The organism is Streptomyces sp. P1-3, from assembly GCF_050613155.1.
GTDB lineage: Bacteria > Actinomycetota > Actinomycetes > Streptomycetales > Streptomycetaceae > Streptomyces.
Window position 1 is genome coordinate 7,555,009 of sequence record NZ_CP192512.1, and the last position, 12,789, is coordinate 7,567,797.

Here is a 12,789-nt window from a genome sequence, read left to right on the forward strand (position 1 = left end):
ATGCTGTGACGTGCCTCGTCGCCGGGGCCGGTATCGAGGCGTCTCGGTACCCACCTCGGCGGCACCCCGTCCCGGAAGGAGCCCATGCGCCCCGACACGCCCGAATGGACCCCACCCCCCGCCGACCCGGATCAGCCTGCCCAGGTGCGGCGCATCCTCCGCCTCTTCCGCCCCTACCGCGGCAGGCTCGCCCTCGTCGGGCTGCTCGTCGCAGCCTCCTCACTGGTCTCGGTCGCCTCGCCGTTCCTGCTCCGCGAGATCCTCGACACCGCCATCCCTCAGGGCCGCACCGGCCTGCTGTCCCTCCTCGCCCTGGGGATGATCGCCGCCGCCCTGGTCAGCGGCGTCTTCGGCGTACTTCAGACCCTGCTGTCCACGACCGTCGGCCAGCGCGTCATGCACGACCTGCGCACCGCCGTCTACGAGCGGCTCCAGCGCATGCCGCTCGCCTTCTTCACCCGGACCCGCACCGGCGAGGTGCAGTCCCGGATCGCGAACGACATCGGCGGCATGCAGGCCACCGTCACCTCCACCGCCACCTCGCTGGTCTCCAACCTCACCAGCGTCGTCGCCACGGTCGTGGCGATGCTCGCGCTCGACTGGCGGCTGACGGCCGTCTCTCTGCTCCTGCTGCCGCTGTTCGTCTGGATCAGCCGCCGAGTCGGCCAGGAACGCAAGAAGATCACCTCGCAGCGCCAGAAGCAGATGGCCGCCATGTCCGCGATGGTCACCGAGTCGCTCTCGGTCAGCGGCATCCTGCTCGGGCGCACCATGGGCCGCTCCGACTCCCTCACCGCGGCGTTCGAGCGGGAATCCGAGCGGCTCGTCGGCCTGGAGGTCCGCGCCGGCATGTCCGGCCGCTGGCGGATGGCCACCATCGGCGTGATCATGGCGGCCATGCCCGCCGTCATCTACTGGGCCGCGGGAATCGCCATGCGCGGCGGGGGCCCCAGCGTCTCGCTGGGCACGCTCGTCGCCTTCGTCTCCCTGCAGCAGGGCCTGTTCCGGCCCACCGTCGGCCTGCTGTCCACCGGTGTGCAGATCCAGACCTCGCTCGCGCTCTTCCAGCGCATCTTCGAGTATCTCGACATGCCGGTGGACATCACCGAACCCGCAGAGCCCGTACGGCTGCCGGAGATCCGCGGCGAAGTCCGCTTCGACGGCGTCGACTTCGCCTACGACCCGCCCAGCGCCGAGCCCGCCCGCCGCACCCTCAGCGGCGTCGACCTGACCATACCGGCGGGTGGCAGCCTGGCCGTCGTCGGCCCGACCGGCTCCGGCAAGAGCACCCTCGGCTATCTCGTGCCGCGGCTGTACGACGTGACCGGCGGCCGGGTCATGATCGACGGCGTCGACGTCCGCGAGCTGGACTTCGACACCCTCGCCCGCGCGGTGGGCGTCGTCTCGCAGGAGACCTATCTCTTCCACGCCTCCGTGGCCGAGAACCTGCGGTTCGCCCGGCCGGACGCGACCGACGAGGAGATCGCCGAGGCCGCCCGCGCGGCCCAGATACACGACCACATCATGTCCCTGCCCGACGGCTACGACACCCTCGTCGGCGAGCGCGGCTACCGCTTCTCCGGCGGTGAGAAACAGCGCCTCGCGCTCGCCCGGACCATCCTGCGCGACCCGCCCGTCCTCATCCTCGACGAGGCGACCAGCGCCCTGGACACCCGCACCGAGCACGCCGTCCAGCAGGCCATCGACGCCCTCTCCGCGGGCCGTACGACCATCACCATCGCGCACCGGCTCTCCACGGTCCGGGGCGCCGACCGGATCGTCGTCCTCGACGCGGGTTGCGTCGCCGAACAGGGCACACACGACGAGCTGCTCGCCGCGGACGGGCGGTACGTGGCACTCGTTCGCGGCGACGCCCACCTGACCTCCGCCCCCGCGGCCTAGCTACTTGCCCCTGAAAAAGGGTTTGGCCTGGTGACGGGGCTGTGCTGATGGTCGGCGGTTTGTTGCCGACCTGCCGGTGGTCTGTACTTCACCGGCTGAGGACGGACATCCGGTGGAGGTTGTAGGCGAAGATTCCAAGTCCGGCCCAGGTCTGGGCCCCGGCCAGACGGCGGAGGCGGGTGCGGCGGAAACCGAAGCTGCGCTTGAGGTGGCTGATACGGGCCTCGATGCCGACTCTCCAGTTGCGCATGCGCCGGAACGGGCGGCTGCGTTCGTACTCCCGTCGGGCTTTTCCGGGCTTCCCGGAGCGTTGGAGGCCGATCCGCCGCACGCCGAGTTCACTCAGGGCCTTGTCGTTGGCAGCGGTGCCGAAGCCGCGGTCGGCGACGACCGTGCCGGGCGGGCGGCCGGCCAGTGTGGTGACGCGCTCCACCGACGGCACCAGCTGCGGTGCATCGGGCGGGTTCCCGCGCTGGACCTGGTGGTCGACGACGAAGCCGTCTTCGTTCTCGGCCACCAGAGCGGTGTAGCCGAACTGGGTCGGGTGCTGGGGCTTTCCCTTGCGGATCGGCCGGGCATCGGGGTCGGACAGGGAGATCAGCCGATCGGGAATCGTGCGGTTGCCCGCCAGCCGCTGGGCGGTCTGCTCCAGCAGACGCCGCGTGCCCGCTACCGTCTCAGCCAGCTCGCCCACCAGATGCGCGAGGCGGCCCGACGGCCGTGTACTCAGCGCCCGGCGCGCGTTGCGCTCCACCGCAGCCACGTTCCGCAGCGTCGCCTGGGCGATGGCGGCGACCTCGCCGGTGAGCCGGTCGATGTCCCCCAGCGCCTGGCCGGTGCGCCTGCGCAGGGTGCGGGAGATCTGCTTGAGCCGGGCGCCCGCTGACCGGCTGCGGTCCCGGAAGCGGGTGCGCTTGGCGGCGCCGGCGGCCTTGATCCGGTGCACCAATCGGCCGAGCTTGCGTACTCCGTGCTCCAGCAGGTCAGCGTCGGTGGGGTGGTCGATGTCGGCTTCGATCACGGTCGTGTCGATGCGTAACTTGCGGCACCGCAGCAGCTTGTCCTCGGCCAGCTTGCCCAGCAGCGCGGTGTTGAGTTGCTCCACGGTCTGCGGGCCGCTGCGGCGCATGAGTTTGATCAGGGTGGTCGGGTGCGGCACCGGCGAGGTCAACGGGATCCGGCAGAACCGGCGCCAGCTCAGCGAATCCGCGACCTCGCGGCACAGCGTCTCGTACCCGAGCTGGTACCGGTGCTTGAGATACAGCAGCCGCAGCAGCGTCTCGACCGGTACCGACGGGCGGCCCAACCGCTCGGCGAACACCGCTCGCCAAGGAGCGATGAACCGCTCGTCTTCCAGGAAGGTATCGATCCTGGCCAGTTCAGCGGGCAGCTGCCGCGCTTGCTCCGGCAGTACCTCCCACCAGGTGTCCTGCACTGCCGCGACACGCAACATCACTACCCCCCCCCGGCCACACGACCCGCCTCCACTGTCGCGGCCAGGAACGGCCCGCACCAGCTCTCCCCACAGCTCAACCGACGGCAATCCGGACTTCTTCAGGGGCAACTAGCTAGGGTGTCCGCATGACACGCCACGACGATCTTCCCAAGGCCGAGTTCGCCTTCCCCGGCCCGGTGCGCGACAAGCTGGTCGCCGCGATCCTCTCCGGCGCCAAGACCTCCACGACCACACTGGAGGTGGAGTTCGAGGCGTTCGGCGAGGCGCTGCCGGTCGTCGGTGAGCGGCAGGTGGTCGTGGACTCCCAGGACCGGCCGGTCGCCGTCATCGAGGTGACCGAGGTGCGCAAGCTGACCGTGGCGGAGATCGACCTCCAGCACGTCATCGACGAGGGCGAGGGCGACGGGACGATCGCCCAGTGGCGCGCCTCGCACGAGCGGTTCTGGCACAGCCCCCAGATGAGGGAGGCACTCGGCGACCCCGGGTTCACCGTCACCGACGCCACGCCGGTGGTCGCCGACCGCTTCCGGGTCGTGGAGATCCTGGACCCCGCCGCGGCCTGACCTGACCCGATCGGCAGCCGGACCTCAGGGGCCGGGGCTCAGAGCCGGGCCTTCCGGGGTTCAGGACCGGGCCTCAGGAGAACTCGGCGCGGACCGCCTCCGTGTGCTCGCCGAGCGCGGGCACCGACCGCATCGGCGCCCGCCGCCCGGCCACCTCCACCGGCGGCAGCAGACCGCGCAACGACCCGACCGGGGAGCCGAAGTCCCCGAACCGGTCCCGCGCGGCCAACTGCGGATGACCGGCGAACTCGCCGACCGTCCGCAGCCGGGCGCAGGCGATCCCGGCGCCCTCCAGCAACGTGCTCACCCCGTTCGCCGTGTGTCCCGCGAAACACCGCTCCAGTTCGGCCGTGAGCTCGTCGTCGTGCGCGCGCCGCAGCGGGTTCTCCGCGAACCGCGGATCGCGGGTCAGCTCCGGCCGGCGCAGCACCCGCTCGCACAGCGCCACCCACTCGCGGTCGTTCTGCACGCTCAGGAACACCCGCGCCCCGTCCCCGCACAGATACGGCCCGTACGGGGAGATCGACGGATGGCGGGCGCCGCTGCGGGCCACCGGCGCCCCGCCGTACGCCTGCGCGTAGAAGGGGTGCCCCATCCACTCGCCCAGCGCGTCCAGCAAGGACACCGCCAGCGCCGTGCCCTCGCCGGTGCGCTCGCGTTCGTACAGCGCGGTGAGCACACCGGTGTACGCGTACATCCCGCCCGCGATGTCGGCGATCGAGACACCCGGCCGGGCGGGCTCCTCCGGGGTGCCGGTGATGGACACCAGACCGGTCTCGCACTGCACCAGCAGGTCGTACGCCTTCTTGTCGCGATACGGTCCCGAGTCGCCGTAACCGGTGATGTCACAGGTGATCAGCCGCGGGTGCCGGGCGCGCAGCGCCGCCGAGCCCAGGCCGAGCTGTTCGCAGGCGCCCGGCCTGAGGTTCTGCAGCACCACGTCGGCGCGCGCGACGATCCGGTCCAGCAGCGCGCGGTCCGCGTCGTCCTTGAGGTCCAGGACGACGCTCTCCTTGCCCCGGTTGACCCATACGAAGTACGCGGACATGCCCTTGACCTCGCGGTCGTAGTCGCGGGCGAAGTCACCTCGCCCGGGCCGTTCCACTTTGATCACCCGCGCCCCGAGATCGGCCAGCTGGCGGGTGGCGAACGGGCCCGCCACCGCCTGCTCGAGCGCGACCACGGTGACACCCTGGAGCGGCAGCACAGCCATCAGCCTCCGAACAGCTTCCGCAGGAACCGGACCTGCTCCGCCTGCTGGTGCGCCCCGCCGCCCTCGTGGCCGTTGAAGGACCACACCTTGAGCTCCTTCTCCCGCCCCGCGTAGTGGTGGTACGCGGCGAAGCCGCCGGAGGCGGGCGTCACGGCGTCGCGCAGCGCGGTCGAGAACAGTACCGGCGCGCTCGCGCGGGCGGCGAAGTTCAGCCCGTCGAAGTGGTCCAGGGTGTCGAAGACCCGGTCGACCAGGTGGCGCTGGCCGGACAGGAACCGGGCCAGCTCGCCGTAGGGATCCGCGTCGGTGATCTCCACCGCCCGGCGTATGTGCGTCATGAACGGCACATCGACCAGCGCCCCCGCCAGACCCGGCACCAGGCCGGCCGCGGCCAGCGCCAGCGCGCCGCCCTGGCTGCCGCCGCTCACCACCACCCGCTCCGGGTCGACCGCCGGATGCGTCCGCGCCGCCTCCACCGCACGGACGGCGTCGGCGTAGAGCCGGCGGTAGTAGTAGTCGTCCGGGGCCAGTACGCCCTTGGTCAGCAGCCCGGGTGCCTCCGGCCCCGTGCCGCCCACCCGATCCGGGGTGTCGCCGTAGGTGCTGGGGCTCCAGCCCTGACCCCGGGTGTCCATCACGAACACCGCGTACCCGGTCGAGGGCCACACCAGCCACTGGTACGGCAGCCCCCGTCCGCCGTTGTAGCCCACGTACTGCACCACGCACGGCAGCGGCCCGGACGCCGCGCGCGGTACCAGCAGCCAGCCGCGGATCCGGTGCCCGCCGAAGCCGGAGAACTCCACGTCGTGGCAGACGACCAGCGCCAGCCCCGCATCGGTCTCGGCGAACCGCGCGTCCAGCCCATGCCCGCGGGTCTCGTCCAGCGTCCGCTTCCAGAACGCGTCGAACCCGCCGGGCACGGGCAGCGGCGGTCGGTAGGCACGGAGCTGATCGAGCGGCAGGTCGACGAACACGGTGAGAACCTCCCGGAGTCGGATCACCAGTTGCGTACGAGGGACGAGGGCGGGAATTCCCGGGTGGGACGGTCAGACTCGCGTACGGGGATGATCAGGCGGCTCCAGGCTGTCCGGCTCGCCCACACGGGCGGCCGCGGGATCCAGCACGCGCGTCAGGAAGGCCCGGGTCCGCGGGTGCCGGGGTGCCCCGATGACCTGGCCGGGACCGCCCTCCTCGACGATCACGCCGTCGTCCATGAACACGACGCGGTCCGCGACCTCCCGCGCGAAACTCATCTCGTGCGTCACCACGAGCATCGTCATCCCCTCGTCGGCCAGCGCCCGCATGACCGCCAGCACATCCCCGACCAGCTCCGGGTCCAGCGCCGACGTCGGCTCGTCGAACAGCATCAGCTCCGGGTCCATCGCCAGTGCCCGGGCGATCGCCACCCGCTGCTGCTGCCCGCCGGACAGCTGCGCCGGGTACGCCGCCTCCTTGCCCGTCAGACCGACCCGGGCCAGCTGGAGCCGCGCCACCCGGTCCGCCTCGGCCCGGTCGCGCCGCAGCACCCGCCGCTGCGCGATGGTGAGGTTCTCCAGCGCCGTGAGGTGCGGGAAGAGGTTGAACGACTGGAACACCATGCCGATCCGGCGCCGTACCCGGTCGATGTCCACGTCCGGGTCGGTGACCTCGGTGCCGGCCACCGTCACCGTGCCGGACGTCGGCTCCTCCAGCAGGTTCACACAGCGCAGCAGCGTCGACTTCCCCGACCCCGAGGGGCCGATGACGCACACCACCTCGCCCCGCGCGACGCGGAAGTCGATCCCCTTGAGCACCTCCGTGTCACCGAAGGACTTGCGCAGCCCCTCGACCCGGATCGCCGCCGCGCCGTCTACCGCGGCCGTCTTCGCCACGTCCACGTCCCTCACCTCGACTTCGCCGTACGGGCCTCCAACCGCCGCACCAGATGGCCCAGCGGGAGGGTGATGAGTAGATAGCACAGCCCGGCGACCATGATCGGCGTCAGGCTGCGGTGCTGGTTGAGCGCGTCCCGGCCGAACTTGGCCAACTCGTACTGGTCCAGCGAGAGGCCCAGCAGATACACCAGCGAAGAGTCCTTGGTGAGCAGGATCAGCTCATTGGTGAGCGGTGGCAGCACGATCCGGAACGCCTGCGGGATGACGATCGAGACCATGGCCCGCGCCTGGGACATGCCCAGCGAACGGGCCGCCTCCAGCTGCCCCTTGGGCACCGCCTGGATGCCCGCGCGGATCGTCTCCGCCATGTACGCGGCGCCGACCAGTCCCAGCGCCAGCATCACGGTGACGTACCGGTCCAGGGCGACCTGGAAGGCCAGCGGGACGCCGAAACCCAGGGAGATGAAGACCAGCAGCGCGGGCACGCCCCGGAAGAACTCGATGTACGCGATCGACAGCCAGCGGTACGGCGGCACCTGCGAGAGCCGCATCAGCGCCAGGACCAGGCCCAGGACGAGCCCGAACGCGAAGCCGAACAGGGTGTAGACGACGGTGTTGACCAGGGCGGTGGTGATGATGTCGGGGAACTGCTCCCTGGCGACCTCGACATCGAAGAACGCCCGCCGCAGCTCACCCCAGTCCGCGGCCAGGGCGACGGCGAGCAGGACGGCGACGAGCACGGCGTACTGGAGGGTTCGGATCACCCGCGTCCGCTGGCGACGGGTCATGGCCATATCTGAAGCGACTCCTCAACTCCGGCGGTCAGTGGCGGATATGGGGACATGGGGTCACTTCTTCGGCGCCGTGCCGAACCACTTCTTGTAGATCCTGTCGTAACGGCCGTCCGCCCGGGCCTCCTTGATCACCTTGTTGATCTTCTCCCGCAGCGCGTCATTGCCGGTCCGCACCGCGATGCCGTAGCTCTCCCCGGTGTCGAACTCCGCGGTCACCTCCGTGTCGCCGTTGTCCTTCACGTAGTCGTACAGCACGCCGTTGTCGTTGACGGCCGCGTCGACCTGGCCGGTCTTCACCGCCGTCAGCAGCAGCGCCAGGTCCTCGAACTGGACCAGCTTCACGCCCTCGCCGTGCTTCTTGGCGTACTCCTCGCCCGTGGTCGACTGCTGGACCCCCAGCGACTTGCCGTCCAGGTCGCCGAGCGTCCGGTAGTCGGCGCCCTTCTTCACGATCAGGGCCTGGGTCGCGGCGAAGTACGGATCGGTGAAGTCCAGGTTCTTCTCGCGCACCGTGGTGATCGTCATGCCGGCGGCGGCGACGTCGCACTTGTTGGTGTTGAGGTCCTCACCGGACTGGATACCCTCGAAGGGCGTGTCCACGATCTCCTGCTCGACGTCCAGCTCCTCGGCGACGAGATCGACGAGGTCGACGTCGAAGCCGACGACCTTGCTGCCCTCCTTGACCTGGAACGGGGCATAGGGCAGATGCGTACACGTCGTGAGTTTTCCGGACTTGACGAGGCTGATCTTCGAGCCGTCACCGGACGACTCGGTGCTGGTGCAGCCCACCAGCAGGAGGGCGGCAGCGGTGGCGGTTGCGATCACGGGCAGTGCGGAGCGAGCGGACACGGCACCTCCGGGGCACAGGTCGGCGAACGTCCTACTTGATCAGTGAGCTGGCCCGCATCCTGCCACCGCCGGTGCGCGTTGTCGCCGCCGCGTGCGTTGCGAGCACGTAACGGCCAGGCCGCTCACCGCCGCCGTCTGCGCCTGCGCCGCCTGCTCCAGAACCAGCCCGCGGGCGGCTCGTCGGCCCGCCACGGCTGCGGCTCCGGCGCCTCCTGCGCCCAGCGGGCGGACAGCATCCGCGCCCGTCCCGAAGGCTCCGACACCTCCGCACCCCGTACGAAGTCCTCATCGAGGACGACCTCGTCCCAACCGTCGTCCGCGCCCGGCGAAGCAGAATCGGTGCCCACGGCGCACCTCCCCACGTGATCCTGGTACCCGGCGAACGCTCGGGAGGGAGCCGGGGTTCCCGCGTTCGGACCCTTGTTCGGTGCTGGGGCCTGTGGATCGGAGCCGGTGGACCCGGGCCGCCGGACGGCCGCACCGTTCCCCCCGACGGACGATCGCCACCCCCGTCCCGCGCTGGAAGACTGGCCCGGCAGGACCGACCCGGCCGACCCGCCCGCCCCCACCGAGCAAGGACGACGCACATGGCCTATCTCGCCGCCGAGGACCGCTACGACGCCATGCGGTACCAGCGCTCCGGTCGCACCGGGGTGCTGCTGCCCGAAGTGTCCCTCGGCCTGTGGCACAACTTCGGCGACACCCACCCCCTCGAAACCCAGCGCGCCGTGCTCCGCCGAGCCTTCGACCTCGGCGTCACCCACTTCGACCTGGCCAACAACTACGGCCCGCCCGCCGGCAGCGCCGAGGCCAACTTCGGCACCCTGTTCGCCCAGGACTTCCGCCCGTACCGCGACCAGATGTTCATCGCCACCAAGGCCGGATACGGGATGTGGCCGGGACCCTACGGCGAATGGGGCTCCCGGAAATACCTGCTCGCCAGCCTCGACCAGTCCCTGACCCGCATGGGCCTGGACCACGTCGACGTCTCCTACTCCCACCGCTTCGACCCCGACACGCCCCTGGAGGAGACGGTGGGCGCCCTCGACAGCGCCGTACGCCAGGGCAAGGCACTGTACGCGGGCCTGTCCAACTACCCGCCCGAGGCCATCACCCGCGCCACCGCCCTCCTCAAGGAGCTGCGCACCCCCTACCTGATCAACCAGCACCCGTACTCGATCCTCCAGCGCGAGGTCGAGGGCGGGGTGCTCGCCGCCTCCGCCGACGCGGGGGTCGGGTTCATCGCCTACTCCCCGCTCGCCCAGGGGCAGCTCACCGACCGCTATCTGGCCGGGGTGCCCGCCGACTCCCGAATGGCGGTCGGCCACTTCCTCACACGGGACGCGCTCACCGACCGCAAGCTCACCCTGCTGCGAGCCCTGGACAAGCTGGCGCGGGGGCGCGGCCAGACCCTCGCCCAGCTCGCCCTGGCCTGGGTGCTGCGCGATCCCCGCGTCACATCCGTCGTCATCGGCGCCAGCAGTGTGGCCCAGCTGGAGCAGAACATCGCCGTCCGTGACACGCCGCCGCTGACCGAACCGGAGCTGGCCGAGATCGACCGGCTCTCGGCGGAGGCAGGGGTCGCCATCCCCTGAGCGGGTCCCGCTACGATGAGTGACCGATCCGTGATCAGTGCTCGTCGTACGGAGGCCCCGCCTTGGCAACCCATCGGATACCGGTCATCCTCATCGCGGGTTTCCTGGGGTCCGGCAAGACCACGGTGCTCAACCATCTGCTGCGGGTGAGCAGGGACACCCGGATCGGCGTCATCGTCAACGACTTCGGCAGCATCAACATCGACGCCCTGGCCGTGGCCGGCCAGGTCGACTCGATGGTCCCGATCGAGAACGGCTGTCTGTGCTGCGCGGCGGACGCCGAGGAACTCGACCGGATGCTGGACCGGCTGACCGAGCCCGCCGCCCGCATCGACGTGATCGTCATCGAGGCGAGCGGGCTGGCCGAGCCGCAGAGCATGATCCGCATGCTGCTCGCCAGCACGGACGAGCGCATCACCTACGGCGGCCTGGTCGAGGTGGTCGACGCGGCCGAGTTCGACGGCACCCGCGAACGCCACCCCGAGCTCGACCGGCATATCAGGGCCGCCGACGCCGTCATCCTCAACAAGGCCGACCGGGTCGGCGGGGAACACCGGCAGCGCCTGCTGGACACGCTGCGTGCGCTGGCGCCGGCCGCGCCCGTGGTGGTGGCGGAGCACGGGCGGGTCGACCCCGGCTTCCTCTTCGACCAGCGGCCCCGTACGACGCGCGCCGAGCCCTTCCAGCAGCTGTCCTTCGCGGACCTGTGGGCTGACGGGTCCGACCAGGGGCATGACCACGCGTGTGGCGACGGGCACGACGCCGAGCACTGTGGCGGGCACGACGCCGAGCACGGTGACGGGCACGTACGCGGCGCGCATCTGCACGCCGCGTACGAGAGCGTGGAGTTCTCCTCTGACTGGCCCCTCCACCCGCGCCGCTTCATGGAGTTCCTCGACACCCGGCCCGCCGGCCTCTACCGCATGAAGGGCTTCATCGACTTCGCCGGGGCGGACCGGCCGGGGAAGTTCGCCCTGCACGCTGTCGGCTCCTACCTGCGCTTCCAGCAGTCCACGTGGGAGCGCGACGAGCCCCGCGCGACCCAGCTGGTGATGATCGGCGCCGGCATCGACGCCGCCGCGCTCAAGGACGGGCTGGGGGAGTGCGTCGAGCAGGCGCCGGAGACGGTCGAGGAGCACCACATGCTCGGCGTGCTGCGGTACGTCCAGCGAAGCCAGCACACGGATCAGGCCGAGGCGGCCGAGTACGGCGGGTACACGGAGCAGGCGGAGCCCGGTCAGTAGGCCCCGTCAGCAGGCCTGGTCGGCGCTCGTCGCGAGCCGCTTCTCCAACAGGGTGACGGCGTATCGCTTGCCGCCGTCGCCCTGCTTGGCGGCCGTCTCACCCGCGACGGTGTACCCCGCGTCCTCGTAGTACCGGCGCAGCCGCGCGTTCCGGCAGTCCAGTCGGCACAGGCCCCGCCCGGCGGCGGCTATACGCCGCTCGGCCTCGGCGAGCATCGCCCGCCCCGCCCCGGCGGGCGCCGTCTCCCGGTCCGTCATCAGCCGGTGGACGTAGCCCGCGACCGGCGGCTGCGCTCCCCACGCGGCGACGTCATCCCACCACAGCTCCCAGGCCCCCGCGGTCGGCCCGTCAGGACCGAGGGTGGCCAGCCACACCTCGCCCTCCGCGAGCCGCGTCCGGAAGTGGTCGGTCCCCAGCTCGCCCGGCTTCCACTGGTCGATGCCGGAACTCATCTGCCAGCGTGCGGCGGCGTCCCGCAGCCGCACGAGCTCGGCTATGTCACGCTCGTCCGCCTGCCGGAAGGACAGCGCCGGCGCGCTTGTAAGGATCTCGCTCATGCGCCCGATCCTGCCTGATCACTCAGTGAGCGCGGGGACCGGCCCCCACCCGATCCCGGGCCGCCGCGCGCGGTCATCACGGCGCGGCGCGGAGTCCGTCGTTCAGGTGGTCTCGCGGCGCCGTCGCGCACCCTGGCCCGCGCCGTGCGGGACGGTATGCGCATGCGTCACCAACTGCTGCTCTACCCCCTGCTCGGGCTGCTGCCGGGGCTCGCCGGATGCGTCGTGGTCTCGCCGGACCGCGCCATGAGCCACGCGACACCGGCCGCGGCCGGCCCGCGCGCGACCGCGGCGTCGCCGCGCCAGACCGAGGCGCCCGGGCGGGCGGGCCGTACCCCCGCGGGGACGGGCCACCGGGACAAGGACCGTGACAGAACGTCACAGCACACCGCACAGCCGTCGGCGTCGGGCACCGTCCCCCGGCCTCGAACGGCGCCGGGGGGCGGAGCCGCCCGGCCCCAGTCGCCACCGCCCGCACACCGACGGCCCCGGGCCGGCGATCTGCCCGGTGCGGCCGGGGTCCCGGGCGGCCTGCCGGGTGCCTTCGTACCGGACCAGTGGCTGCCGCGCCCGGGAGGGAACGCGGCGTCGGGCAGCCTGTGCGATCTCGCGGGACGGCGGCTCAGCCCGGAACAGATGCGCCAGTGCCGGGGTCTGTACGGGTAGCGGCGGTCACGCCTGCCGGCCGCGGCCCGATCCCGTCCCGGCGTCCGTCAGCCGGGCGGCGTCAACCGGGCGGTG

13 protein-coding genes are annotated in these 12,789 nt (G+C 71.5%); 5 read left to right on the plus strand and 8 right to left on the minus strand.

Going from position 1 to position 12,789, the window contains the following annotated elements; all coding sequences use genetic code 11:
* Positions 1-84 precede the first annotated feature (84 nt).
* Positions 85-1,902 carry an ABC transporter ATP-binding protein gene (locus tag ACQUSR_RS32220; RefSeq protein WP_431046717.1) on the plus strand — a complete coding sequence of 606 codons (1,818 nt, stop codon included), beginning with the start codon at positions 85-87 and terminating at the stop codon, positions 1,900-1,902.
* Positions 1,903-1,990: 88 nt separating this feature from the next.
* Here the strand turns inward: ACQUSR_RS32220 and ACQUSR_RS32225 are convergent, their stop codons facing one another.
* Positions 1,991-3,355, minus strand: a complete 1,365-nt coding sequence (locus tag ACQUSR_RS32225; RefSeq protein WP_431046719.1) for an ISNCY family transposase — start codon at positions 3,353-3,355, stop codon at positions 1,991-1,993.
* Positions 3,356-3,483: 128 nt separating this feature from the next.
* Here ACQUSR_RS32225 and ACQUSR_RS32230 point away from each other — a divergent pair, with 128 nt between their 5' ends.
* Positions 3,484-3,921, plus strand: a complete 438-nt coding sequence (locus ACQUSR_RS32230) for an ASCH domain-containing protein (protein ID WP_431046722.1) — start codon at positions 3,484-3,486, stop codon at positions 3,919-3,921.
* Positions 3,922-3,994: 73 nt separating this feature from the next.
* On the opposite strand, the gene ACQUSR_RS32235 is transcribed toward ACQUSR_RS32230, so the two are convergent.
* The 6 genes from ACQUSR_RS32235 to ACQUSR_RS32260 form a co-directional block, all read right to left on the minus strand.
* Positions 3,995-5,134: a CaiB/BaiF CoA transferase family protein gene (locus ACQUSR_RS32235; RefSeq protein WP_431046724.1), complete on the minus strand. Its 1,140-nt coding sequence runs from the start codon at positions 5,132-5,134 to the stop codon at positions 3,995-3,997.
* The gene (locus ACQUSR_RS32240; RefSeq protein ID WP_431046726.1) at positions 5,134-6,108 is read right to left on the minus strand and encodes an acetylxylan esterase; all 975 of its coding nucleotides are present in this window, start codon (positions 6,106-6,108) and stop codon (positions 5,134-5,136) included. Before ACQUSR_RS32240 ends, ACQUSR_RS32235 begins: the two co-directional genes overlap by 1 nt.
* Before the next feature lie 72 nt (positions 6,109-6,180).
* A complete protein-coding gene (locus ACQUSR_RS32245; protein WP_431046728.1) occupies positions 6,181-7,011 on the minus strand; it encodes an amino acid ABC transporter ATP-binding protein in 831 nt (276 codons plus the stop codon).
* Positions 7,012-7,016: 5 nt separating this feature from the next.
* Complete coding sequence (locus ACQUSR_RS32250; protein ID WP_431046730.1) at positions 7,017-7,802, minus strand: amino acid ABC transporter permease; 786 nt, start codon at positions 7,800-7,802, stop codon at positions 7,017-7,019.
* 54 nt (positions 7,803-7,856) lie between these two features.
* Positions 7,857-8,651 carry a basic amino acid ABC transporter substrate-binding protein gene (locus tag ACQUSR_RS32255; RefSeq protein ID WP_431046732.1) on the minus strand — a complete coding sequence of 265 codons (795 nt, stop codon included), beginning with the start codon at positions 8,649-8,651 and terminating at the stop codon, positions 7,857-7,859.
* A 122-nt stretch (positions 8,652-8,773) separates the two neighbouring features.
* Positions 8,774-8,998, minus strand: coding sequence for a hypothetical protein (locus tag ACQUSR_RS32260; protein ID WP_431046734.1), 225 nt, complete (start codon positions 8,996-8,998; stop codon positions 8,774-8,776).
* A 240-nt stretch (positions 8,999-9,238) separates the two neighbouring features.
* Here ACQUSR_RS32260 and ACQUSR_RS32265 point away from each other — a divergent pair, with 240 nt between their 5' ends.
* Positions 9,239-10,246 (plus strand): aldo/keto reductase, encoded by a 1,008-nt coding sequence (locus tag ACQUSR_RS32265; protein ID WP_431046735.1) that lies wholly within the window; start codon positions 9,239-9,241, stop codon positions 10,244-10,246.
* Positions 10,247-10,308: 62 nt separating this feature from the next.
* Positions 10,309-11,490 carry a CobW family GTP-binding protein gene (locus ACQUSR_RS32270; protein WP_431046736.1) on the plus strand — a complete coding sequence of 394 codons (1,182 nt, stop codon included), beginning with the start codon at positions 10,309-10,311 and terminating at the stop codon, positions 11,488-11,490.
* Positions 11,491-11,496: 6 nt separating this feature from the next.
* On the opposite strand, the gene ACQUSR_RS32275 is transcribed toward ACQUSR_RS32270, so the two are convergent.
* Positions 11,497-12,048 carry a GNAT family N-acetyltransferase gene (locus ACQUSR_RS32275; RefSeq protein WP_431046738.1) on the minus strand — a complete coding sequence of 184 codons (552 nt, stop codon included), beginning with the start codon at positions 12,046-12,048 and terminating at the stop codon, positions 11,497-11,499.
* Positions 12,049-12,210: 162 nt separating this feature from the next.
* Here ACQUSR_RS32275 and ACQUSR_RS32280 point away from each other — a divergent pair, with 162 nt between their 5' ends.
* Positions 12,211-12,714: a hypothetical protein gene (locus ACQUSR_RS32280; protein WP_431046740.1), complete on the plus strand. Its 504-nt coding sequence runs from the start codon at positions 12,211-12,213 to the stop codon at positions 12,712-12,714.
* Positions 12,715-12,789 lie beyond the last annotated feature (75 nt).

Excerpts from the sequence above, each read along its gene's own strand:
- ACQUSR_RS32250 (WP_431046730.1), bottom strand. The coding sequence starts at position 7,802 with ATGGCCATGACCCGTCGCCAGCGGACGCGGGTGATCCGAACCCTCCAG.
- ACQUSR_RS32235 (WP_431046724.1), bottom strand. The coding sequence starts at position 5,134 with ATGGCTGTGCTGCCGCTCCAGGGTGTCACCGTGGTCGCGCTCGAGCAG.
- ACQUSR_RS32275 (WP_431046738.1), bottom strand. The coding sequence starts at position 12,048 with ATGAGCGAGATCCTTACAAGCGCGCCGGCGCTGTCCTTCCGGCAGGCG.
- ACQUSR_RS32280 (WP_431046740.1), top strand. The coding sequence starts at position 12,211 with ATGCGTCACCAACTGCTGCTCTACCCCCTGCTCGGGCTGCTGCCGGGG.
- ACQUSR_RS32265 (WP_431046735.1), top strand. The coding sequence starts at position 9,239 with ATGGCCTATCTCGCCGCCGAGGACCGCTACGACGCCATGCGGTACCAG.
- ACQUSR_RS32230 (WP_431046722.1), top strand. The coding sequence starts at position 3,484 with ATGACACGCCACGACGATCTTCCCAAGGCCGAGTTCGCCTTCCCCGGC.
- ACQUSR_RS32220 (WP_431046717.1), top strand. The coding sequence starts at position 85 with ATGCGCCCCGACACGCCCGAATGGACCCCACCCCCCGCCGACCCGGAT.
- ACQUSR_RS32225 (WP_431046719.1), bottom strand. The coding sequence starts at position 3,355 with ATGTTGCGTGTCGCGGCAGTGCAGGACACCTGGTGGGAGGTACTGCCG.